General features: G+C 65.7%; 7 protein-coding genes and 2 pseudogenes. 1 reads left to right on the top strand and 8 read right to left on the bottom strand.

The window, feature by feature from the left end; genetic code table 11:
* Positions 1 to 206, bottom strand: a pseudogene (locus ACR2JA_RS03920) (hypothetical protein); the annotation flags it as partial.
* Positions 207 to 438: 232 nt separating this feature from the next.
* The gene (locus ACR2JA_RS03915; RefSeq protein ID WP_434007813.1) at positions 439 to 1,293 is read right to left on the bottom strand and encodes a PEP-CTERM sorting domain-containing protein; all 855 of its coding nucleotides are present in this window, start codon (positions 1,291 to 1,293) and stop codon (positions 439 to 441) included.
* A gap of 205 nt (positions 1,294 to 1,498) precedes the next feature.
* Between ACR2JA_RS03915 and ACR2JA_RS03910 the strand changes: the two genes are divergently transcribed.
* Positions 1,499 to 2,287 carry a UPF0149 family protein gene (locus ACR2JA_RS03910; RefSeq protein ID WP_434007812.1) on the top strand — a complete coding sequence of 263 codons (789 nt, stop codon included), beginning with the start codon at positions 1,499 to 1,501 and terminating at the stop codon, positions 2,285 to 2,287.
* 175 nt (positions 2,288 to 2,462) lie between these two features.
* On the opposite strand, the gene ACR2JA_RS03905 is transcribed toward ACR2JA_RS03910, so the two are convergent.
* The 6 genes and pseudogenes from ACR2JA_RS03905 to ACR2JA_RS03880 all read right to left on the bottom strand — a co-directional run.
* Complete coding sequence (locus tag ACR2JA_RS03905; RefSeq protein WP_434007811.1) at positions 2,463 to 3,455, bottom strand: tripartite tricarboxylate transporter substrate-binding protein; 993 nt, start codon at positions 3,453 to 3,455, stop codon at positions 2,463 to 2,465.
* Between the two features lie 130 nt (positions 3,456 to 3,585).
* On the bottom strand, positions 3,586 to 4,833 hold the full coding sequence (locus ACR2JA_RS03900; RefSeq protein WP_434007810.1) for a phenylacetate--CoA ligase family protein: 1,248 nt from the start codon (positions 4,831 to 4,833) through the stop codon (positions 3,586 to 3,588).
* A gap of 124 nt (positions 4,834 to 4,957) precedes the next feature.
* Positions 4,958 to 5,770: an ABC transporter ATP-binding protein gene (locus ACR2JA_RS03895; RefSeq protein WP_434007809.1), complete on the bottom strand. Its 813-nt coding sequence runs from the start codon at positions 5,768 to 5,770 to the stop codon at positions 4,958 to 4,960.
* Between the two features lie 205 nt (positions 5,771 to 5,975).
* Complete coding sequence (locus ACR2JA_RS03890; RefSeq protein ID WP_434007808.1) at positions 5,976 to 7,274, bottom strand: ABC transporter substrate-binding protein; 1,299 nt, start codon at positions 7,272 to 7,274, stop codon at positions 5,976 to 5,978.
* An 83-nt stretch (positions 7,275 to 7,357) separates the two neighbouring features.
* Positions 7,358 to 8,416, bottom strand: a complete 1,059-nt coding sequence (locus ACR2JA_RS03885; protein ID WP_434007807.1) for a branched-chain amino acid ABC transporter permease — start codon at positions 8,414 to 8,416, stop codon at positions 7,358 to 7,360.
* 159 nt (positions 8,417 to 8,575) lie between these two features.
* Positions 8,576 to 8,699: pseudogene (locus ACR2JA_RS03880) on the bottom strand (branched-chain amino acid ABC transporter permease); the annotation flags it as partial.

Genomic DNA, 8,699 nt, shown 5'->3' with positions numbered 1-8,699 from the left:
GGCCGTTCGAACACCGTGTTGTGCCGCTGGGTGAGCGGGCCGCCACCGGGCACTAGCTCACCCGCTTCGGTGTAGCCCACGGCCTTGAACTTCCACACCGCGCCGATGCGCTTGAGGTTGCCCACGTGCAGGCCCACCACGTCGTGTACGGCGAGCACGCCGGCGTTGACGGGGCGCAAGGTCAGCGGCGTAGAGGCAAGGGTCATGGTGCGGTGGTGGCGGCCTGTGCGAGATGGCCTCGCCGAGTATGCCCGTCTGCACTGGCGTGGATCCGTGGCGGTTCTGCGGCTCACGTCCTGAGACCGGGAGCCTCCTGAACAGTCTCTGTGCACCACCGCCCTTGCGGTTTGTGAAACGATGCCATACGCGCTGCCCGCCAAGAAAAAAACCGGGCCCCTTTTCAGATGGCCCGGCCCGTTGGCTTGCGTGCGGCAGTGATCAGTGCTGACGCCGACGCACACTGGCGGTCAAGGCGACCAAGGCTGCGCCCAGCAGCGCCAGGGTTCCGGGCTCTGGCACAGGATTCGTCGTTGGTGCGGCCACCGGCGACAGGGCGGGAGGCCTGGGGTCCGCCAGACCGATGCGAAGGTTGTCCATCAACACCGCATCGTTGGTTTCGAGGTTGGCGGTTCGCACACCGATCTTTCGGAAAGCGCTGACGCCCGAAATGCCGAAGTTCGTGATGTCTGCGCCGGTGAGGGATGTCCAGTCTTCTTCGGTCGGATTGACCCACAGGTCGAAGCGGTTGTAGACCGCCGACCCATCGACCTTCTGCAGGTAACCCAGGATGCTGTAGGTGGTTCCCAGTGTGATGTTCACACCCGTGGAACCGATACCCGTCGCGCCAGTGCGCACGAACAGATCGTCGGTGCAACCTTGGCCCGTGCCGCAGTTGCCCCGCAGCCCGATCGTGGGACCCGCCACTCCCCCCAGCCACAGGCCGAAGAGGTCGTTGGTGTTGAGCCGGCCAGCGTCGAACTGGATGTCGAAGCTGATCAGCACATTGCTGCTCACCGTCTGGCGGAGTTGTCGCGTGGCGGCTGTGGCCGCATTGCCCTGGACCCGGAGTGCCTTGCCCGACATGGGCGCATCAGATGCTTTGGTGGCGACGATGCGGCCGTTGACCTGATCACGATCGGACCACGCTGTGGCCCAGCCTGTCCCTCGACGGGCACCATCGAGCACACGGCTGGTTCCGTCAAACGGATCCGCCGCGATCACCGCGGCCGCCATGGCGGTCGAAGCGAGCGACAGACCCATGAGCGCGGTGATGGATGAGCGGAGGAAGGTCATGGCGGGGCAGGGAAGATTTGTTTCAAATGTAAGCAAAAGTTGTGCCGTTGCGATGATGGCGTTGTGAATCAATGGCTTACCACGAGCATCCTCGTCTGTAGAGGTAGTGCTGTCAAAAAAATCGACAGAGTTGCCTGCTCATGCTTCCGCCGAGGCACGGTCTGGTGCGGGCGATACACTGCGCCACCTCGTATCTGAAATCACCATGTCAAGCTCTTCCACCACCACTTTGCCGCCCCTGGACGGCCCAGACTTCGACGTGCTCGAAGACATCCTGGACGATCTGCGTTCGCGCGGCGAGGACGTGCCGCAGTGGGAGTTCTGCGAGGGCGCCATCGCCGCACTGCTGTGCACGCGCCGGCTGATCCTGCCCGACGAGTTCCTGCCGATCCTGCTGGGGGTGGGGGACGGTGGGGACGACAACCGCTTTGCCGATGCGGCGCAGTCCGAGCGCTTCATGGCGCTCTGGACGCGCCGCTGGAACGAGGTGGCCGAGGCGCTGAACGCCGATGTCGAGTCGCTGGAGGACGAGCGTTGCTACCACCCCGAGGTGATGGACGTGCGTGGTGCCGTGGAGCTGCTGCCCGACGCCGAGCAGGCAGAGGTGGCCGAGCAGGCCTTGCCAGCCTACGGCCAGGTGTGGGCGCTGGGCTTCATGTTCGTGGTGGAGAACTGGCCCGAGGAATGGGAAGCCCCGCGCGACAAGGAGACCGCGGGCTGGATCGACGAGGCGCTGGACGCCATCGTGGCGCTGACCGAGGACGACACCGGCAAGCCCGCCTTCAACCTGCACGCTGAAGACGGCCCGCCCAGCGTGAGCGAGGACCGCGCCAACGCGTTCGGCTCCGCCCTCTGGGCGGTGTACGACCTGCGCCAGATCTGGCAAAGCCTGGGCCCGCGCGCGGAGCCGGTGCGCCGGGACGCCACGCCGGGTCGCAACGACCCATGCCCTTGCGGCAGCGGCAAAAAATACAAGAAGTGCCACGGGGCTTGACCGGGGTCCGGCTGCCCCGCGGCTGACGCGGCTCGCCGGCCGTATGCCCCCATGCCGCTTTGGAGGCGTACCGCCCGCGGTCCAGGCTTTGGAGTCGACAGGCCAATCTCTTTTGGTCATGAAAAAGCCGCCCCCAGGGGCGGCTTTTTTGTTGGGTTGAAAGCCCGGGTACTGCTCAGTCGGCGTACTGGCCTGCAGCGTCGATGGCGATCTTGAGCTTGCTGATCTCGTTGGCCACGAAGGCCTTATGGCCCTCGGGCGTCACGCGCTTGTCGTTGGGCGCGGCCACCAGGGCACCCAGTTCGCTCTGGCGCTTGATGAACTCGGGGTCTTTCAGGGCGACCAGCAGCGCGTCGTTGACCTTCTTGACCACAGCAGCCGGCGTGCCCTTCGGCGCGTACATACCATGCCAGATCGTCAGGTTGAAGCCCTTGAGGCCCAGGCCGTCCAGCGTGGGCAGGTCGGCCAGCAGCTTGTTGCCGGTCAGCGGCTTGAGCGTGGTGACGGCGTAGGCGCGCACGCGGCCGCCTTCGATCTGCGAGGTGGTGTTGGTGGTCTGGTCGCACATCATGTCCACCTGGCCGCCCAGCAGGTCGTTCATGGCGGGGGCGGTGCCCTTGTAGGCGATGGAGGTCAGCGGCTTGGGCAGCTTCATGGCGGTTTGCCACATCAGCGAGCACAGGTGCGAGGCGGAACCCAGACCGGCGTGGGCCAGGTTGACCTTGTCGGAATTGGTGCGGACGTAGTTCTCGAAGTCGCGGTAGCGGCGGTTCTCGGCCAGCTTGTTCGAGCCGATGATGGTCATGGGCACGTCGTTGATGATGCCCAGGAATTCGAAGTCGTCCAGCGGCTTGAAGGACTGCTTGCGGTACAGGCTGGTGGTGGCGGCCATTCCGATGTGCCAGACCAGCAGGGTGTGGCCGTCTGGAGCTGCGCGGGCCACCTTGGCCGCACCGATGGTGCCGCCAGCGCCGGCGACGTTCTCCACCACGATGTTGGCGCCGCCCAGAGGCTTGCGCATGGCTTCGGCCAGCTGGCGTGCGACCAGGTCGGTCGGGCCGCCGGCGGCAAACGGCACCACCAGGGTGATGGGTTTGGAGGGGAAGGCCTGGGCAAAGGCGCCCGACACGGCGGCCACGGTCAGGGCCAGGGTGAAGATCTTTTTCATGACAACTCCGATGGGATAGGGGAACGACCACCGGATGGTAGTTCCGACCCTGGCGCGCCCCATCGCGGAAAACACGTACCGCAGACCCCGGGGAAACCCGCTGCCGGGCGGCCTGTGCGCCCGGTCGGTTTCACTGGTAGCTGCGCGCGTCCTCGATCACCTTGCCATCGTTGGGCAGGCTGCCCGGGCGCACCACCTGCACCTGGCCGCGCAGCTTGGTCACGTCGCGCATGGCCTCTTCCAGCTTGTCGCGCAGGCCATCGCCCACCTCGGTGGCTTCCACCTGCAGGCACATCTGGTCGTTGGCCATTTCACCGCTGACCACCAGCCGGGCCTTCTTCACCTCGGGGAAGCGGCGCGCGATCTCGGCCACCTGTGAGGGGTGCACGAACATGCCCTTGATCTTGGTGGTCTGGTCGGCGCGGCCCATCCAGCCCTTGATGCGCGGCGCGGTGCGGCCGGTGGGGCACTGCCCGGGCAGGATGGCCGAGAGGTCGCCGGTGCCGAAGCGGATCAGCGGGTAGGCCGCGTTCAGCGTGGTCACCACCAGCTCGCCGACTTCGCCGTCGTCCACCGGCGTGCCGGTGCCGGGGCGCACGATCTCGACGATCACGCCTTCGTCCAGCACCAGGCCCTCGCGGGCCTGCGTCTCGTAGGCCACCAGGCCCAGGTCGGCGGTGGCGTAGGTCTGGTAGACGTCCACGCCACGCTCCTTGAACCAGGCTGTCAGGCTGGGCGGGCAGGCTTCACCGCCGACCGAGGCCTTGGTCAGGCTGGGCAGGGCGATGCCGGCCTCGGCCGCTTTGTCCAGCAGGATGCGCAGGAAGCTGGGCGTGCCGGTGTAGGCGTTGGGTTTGAGGTCGACCATGGCTTCGAGCTGCTGCTCGGTCTGGCCGACGCCACCCGGGAACACGGTGCAGCCCACGGCGTGCGCGCCCGATTCGAGGATGAAGGCGCCCGGCGTCATGTGGTAGCTGAAGCTGTTGTGCACCAGTTCGCCGGCGCGAAAGCCCGCGGCGAACAGCGCACGGCCGGCGCGCCAGTAGTCCCGGCTGTTGCCCTCGGGTTCGTAGATCGGGCCCGGGCTGGCGAAGATGCGCGACATGGCCGGGCCGCGCAGCAGGGCCGAGAAACCACCGAACGCATCGTGCTGGCGCTTGGCCTTCTGGCGCTCCAGCAGTTCGCTCTTGCGCGTGACCGGGATGCGCGTGAGCGCGGCGCGGCTGTGGATGCCCGAGACATCGATGTCGCGCAGGATGTCGGCGAACGCCGCGCTGTTCTGCTTGGCGTGGGCCAGCTGACCCGGCAGCGCGGCCATCTGAGCCGCCTCGCGCTGATCAGGCGAGCGGGTTTCCAGAGCGTCGAAGAAGTCGGTCATATCGAGAACCACAGAGGTAAGAGAGAGATGTCTTCAAATCAGAACGCGGTGGAACCGGCTTCGCCGGGCCACTCGCGTTGCCCCCTTGAGGGGGTGACGCCGAAGGCGGCGCGGGGGTGTTCCTTTACGCCAGCCAACGCTTCCTGCGCTTGTAGCTCTTCACATCCTTGAAGCTCTTGCGTTCACCGCCGCCCATGCCGAGGTAGAACTCCTTGACGTCCTCGTTGTTGCGCAGGTCGCTGGCGGCGCCGTCCATGACGATGCGGCCGCTTTCCATGATGTAGCCGTAGTCGGCGTACTTCAGGGCCATGTTGGTGTTCTGCTCGGCGATCAGGAAGGTGACCTTCTCCTTGGTGTTGAGGTCTTTGACGATCTCGAACACCTCTTCCACGATCTGCGGCGCCAGACCCATGGAGGGCTCATCGAGCAGCACCACGCTGGGGTTGGCCATGAGGGCGCGGCCGATGGCGCACATCTGCTGCTCGCCGCCCGAGGTGTAGGCCGCCTGCGAGGTGCGGCGCGTCTTCAGGCGCGGGAAGTAGGTGTAGACCTTCTCCAGGTTGCGCGCGATCTCGGCCTTGTCGGTGCGGGTGTAGGACCCGGTCATCAGGTTGTCCTCGATGGACAGGTGCGCAAAGCAGTGACGCCCTTCCATCACCTGCACCACGCCGCGGTTGACCAGGTCGGCCGGCGAGAGGTTTTCGATGCGCTCGCCGCGCAGCTCGATGCTGCCCTTGGTGACCTCGCCGCGCTCGCCTTTGAGCAGGTTGGAGATGGCGCGCAGCGTGGTCGTCTTGCCCGCGCCGTTGCCGCCCAGGATGGCCGCGATCTTGCCTTCGGGCACGTTCAGCGACACGCCCTTGAGCACCAGGATCACGTGGTTGTAGATGACCTCGATGCCGTTGACGTTGAGAACGATGTTGGGTGCAGTGCTCATGGTGATTTCCTCGTGGACCATTCACAAGACGCGGCCAGCCGGTCTTGTGAATGGCGGCTGAACTCAGCCGCCCACCCGCTGCGCGCCAGGTGCCCTTATCTAGAGGTGCCGCGGAACCGGCTTTGCCGGTCCGCAGGCGCCGCCCCCTTGAGGGGGAGCGCGCAGCGCGCAGGGGTGATTCCCGCCTTGCGGCGGGGGTGTTACATCAAGACTGGCAGTCGGCGCCCGTGCGACGGGTCAGCTTCTTCTCGGCGGCGTACTTGTCAGCAGCTCCCTTCACCAGGGGCTTGAGGATCTGCTCGTCGGCCTGCAGCCAGTCGCTGGTGAACTGCCACTTGCCGCCGTCCCAGGTGTGCACGCGGGCCCAGTTGGCGCCCATGTGGTCCTGGCAGCTGGTGGACACCGGGCGCATCACGCCCTTGAAGCCCAGCGCGTCCAGCTTGGCCTGCGTCAGGTTCAGGTTCTCGTAGCCCCAGCGGGCCTGCTCGGCCGTGACGACCTTGCCCTTGCCGAAACGCTCCTGGGCTGCGCGCACGCCTTCCACGGCGAACATCGCGCTCATCAGGCCGCGCATGTAGAGCACGTCACCCACTTCTTCCTTGGGCCCGGTGCCCTGGCCCTTGTCGTGCAGCTTGGACAGGACTTCCTTGACCACATCGGCGCCCTTTTCGGTGCCGTGCTGCATCGTGACGGCGTTGTAGCCCTTGGCGCCCATGCCCACGTCCTTGACGTCCGGCTCGGCACCGGCCCACCACACGCCATACATCTTCTCGCGCGGGTAGCCAGTGGCCTGGGCTTCCTTCAGGGCGGTGGAGTTCATCACGCCCCAGCCCCACAGCACCACGTAGTCGGGACGCTGCTGACGCACTTGCAGCCAGGTGGCCTTCTGCTCCACGCCCGGGGCGGTCACAGGCAGCAGGCTCAGCTGGAAGCCCAGTTGCGACGCGCGCTCTTGCAGCAGGGGAATAGGCTCTTTGCCGAACGGGCTGTCGTGGTAGACCAGCGCGATCTTCTTGCCCTTGAGGTTGGGCAGACCGCCTTCCTTCTTGCCCAGCTGCTGGATGATGGCGTCGGCCGCCACCCAGTAGGTGCCGGCGATCGGGAAGTTCCACTTGAACACGCCGCCGTCGGCCGACTCGCTGCGGCCATAGCCGGCGGTGATCAGCGGGATCTTGTCGACGGGTGCCTTCTCGGTCAGCGCGAACGTTGCGCCGGTGGACAGCGGCTGGAACACGGTGGCGCCCTTGCCCTTCAGGCGCTCATAGCACTCCACGCTCTTGTCGGTGGCGTAGCCGGTCTCGCATTCTTCGAACGAGAGCTTCACGCCATTGACGCCGCCGCGGGCGTTGACCAGCTTGAGGTAGTCCACATAGCCGTTGGCCCATGGCACACCGTTGGGTGCGTAGGCGCCGGTGCGGTAGACCAGCACGGGGAAGAACTGCTCCTTGGCTTGCGCCATGGCCGCGGTGGAGACCAGCGCGCCCGACAGGGCGGCACAAGCCATCGAAACAGACAGAACCAGGTTACGCACTTTCATCGCTTTGTCTCCTAAGGAAAAGGCAGGCACACACAAAAACCAACGGGGAATCAATGGGGGAAAGGCCACAGGCGAAGTTTCTGCTTCGCAATGCTCCAGAGTTTGGCCAGGCCGTGGGGTTCCACGATCAGGAACCAGACGATCAGGGCGCCGAACACCATGAAGGTCATGTGGGCGGCGGCGGCGGTCGAGAGGCCGACCAGCAGACTGAAGCGCTCGATGAAGATGGGCAGCAGCACGATGAAGGCAGCGCCGAAGAAGCTGCCCATGATCGAGCCCATGCCACCGATGATCACCATGAACAGCAGCTGGAACGAGCGGTCGATGGAGAAGGCGGCCGGCTCCCACGAACCCAGGTGGACGAAGCCCCAGAGACCACCGGCCACGCCGATGATGAAGGAGCTGACCGCGAAGGCGCTGAGCTTGGCGTACATCGGGCGGATGCCGATCACGGCGGCGGCCACGTCCATGTCGCGGATCGCCATCCACTCGCGGCCGATCGCCGAGCGCACCAGATTCTTGGCCAGCAGGGCAAACACGACCAGGAAGGCCAGGCAGAACAGGTACTTCTCCAGCGGCGTGTCGATGGCCATGCCGAACACCTGCAGGTTGGACACCGACACCGAGCCCGAGGCGTTGTTGTTGGTGAACCAGCCGATGCGCAGGAAAGCCCAGTCGCAGAAGAACTGCGCCGCCAGCGTGGCCACCGCCAGGTACAGGCCCTTGACGCGCAGGCTGGGGATACCGAAGAACATGCCCACCAGGGTGGCGAAGAAGCCGCCTGCCAGCAGCGCCACGATCAGCGGCATGCCGTCGATGCGGATGTAGGTGTTGTAGGCCATGTAGGCGCCCACCGCCATGAAGGCGCCCGAGCCCAGCGAGATCTGGCCGCAGTAGCCCACCAGTATGTTCACGCCCAGGGCGGCCAGCGCCAGGATCAGGAACGGGATGAAGATGGCGCGAAACAGGTACTCGTCGGCCAGCATCGGCACGCCGATGAAGGCGAAGGCGATGAGCGCGAACAGGGCCCAGCGGTCCTGCGCGATCGGAAAGATCTGCTGGTCGGCGCGGTAAGAGGTCTTGAACTGACCGTTTTCACGATAGAACATCTGTCGATTCCTTAGTTGTTCACCAGCACAGGGTGCGGCGAGCGGTGTCTTGTCCAGGGCTCCCGTGGAACTGGCTTTGCCAGGCCACAGGGAGCGTCACCCTCCCGCCGAAGGCGAGAGAGGGGGAAGACGCGAAGCGGCGCAGGGGGTGCTTCATATCTAGACGCGATCGATGATTTTTTCGCCGAACAGGCCTTGCGGACGGAACAGCAGGAACACGAGCGCCAGCACATACGCGAACCAGATCTCGATGCCGCCGCCCACCTTGGGGCCGATGTACACC

Origin of the sequence: Hydrogenophaga sp. (assembly GCF_051007235.1) — a bacterium.
Lineage (GTDB): Bacteria > Pseudomonadota > Gammaproteobacteria > Burkholderiales > Burkholderiaceae_C > Hydrogenophaga.
Note: the sequence above shows the minus strand (reverse complement) of the source record. Positions and strands in the feature narration are given on the sequence as shown.

Coding starts and splice junctions, on each gene's coding strand:
- ACR2JA_RS03900 (WP_434007810.1), bottom strand. CDS start 4,833: ATGACCGACTTCTTCGACGCTCTGGAAACCCGCTCGCCTGATCAGCGC.
- ACR2JA_RS03895 (WP_434007809.1), bottom strand. CDS start 5,770: ATGAGCACTGCACCCAACATCGTTCTCAACGTCAACGGCATCGAGGTC.
- ACR2JA_RS03890 (WP_434007808.1), bottom strand. CDS start 7,274: ATGGCTTGTGCCGCCCTGTCGGGCGCGCTGGTCTCCACCGCGGCCATG.
- ACR2JA_RS03905 (WP_434007811.1), bottom strand. CDS start 3,455: ATGAAAAAGATCTTCACCCTGGCCCTGACCGTGGCCGCCGTGTCGGGC.
- ACR2JA_RS03910 (WP_434007812.1), top strand. CDS start 1,499: ATGTCAAGCTCTTCCACCACCACTTTGCCGCCCCTGGACGGCCCAGAC.
- ACR2JA_RS03915 (WP_434007813.1), bottom strand. CDS start 1,293: ATGACCTTCCTCCGCTCATCCATCACCGCGCTCATGGGTCTGTCGCTC.
- ACR2JA_RS03885 (WP_434007807.1), bottom strand. CDS start 8,416: ATGTTCTATCGTGAAAACGGTCAGTTCAAGACCTCTTACCGCGCCGAC.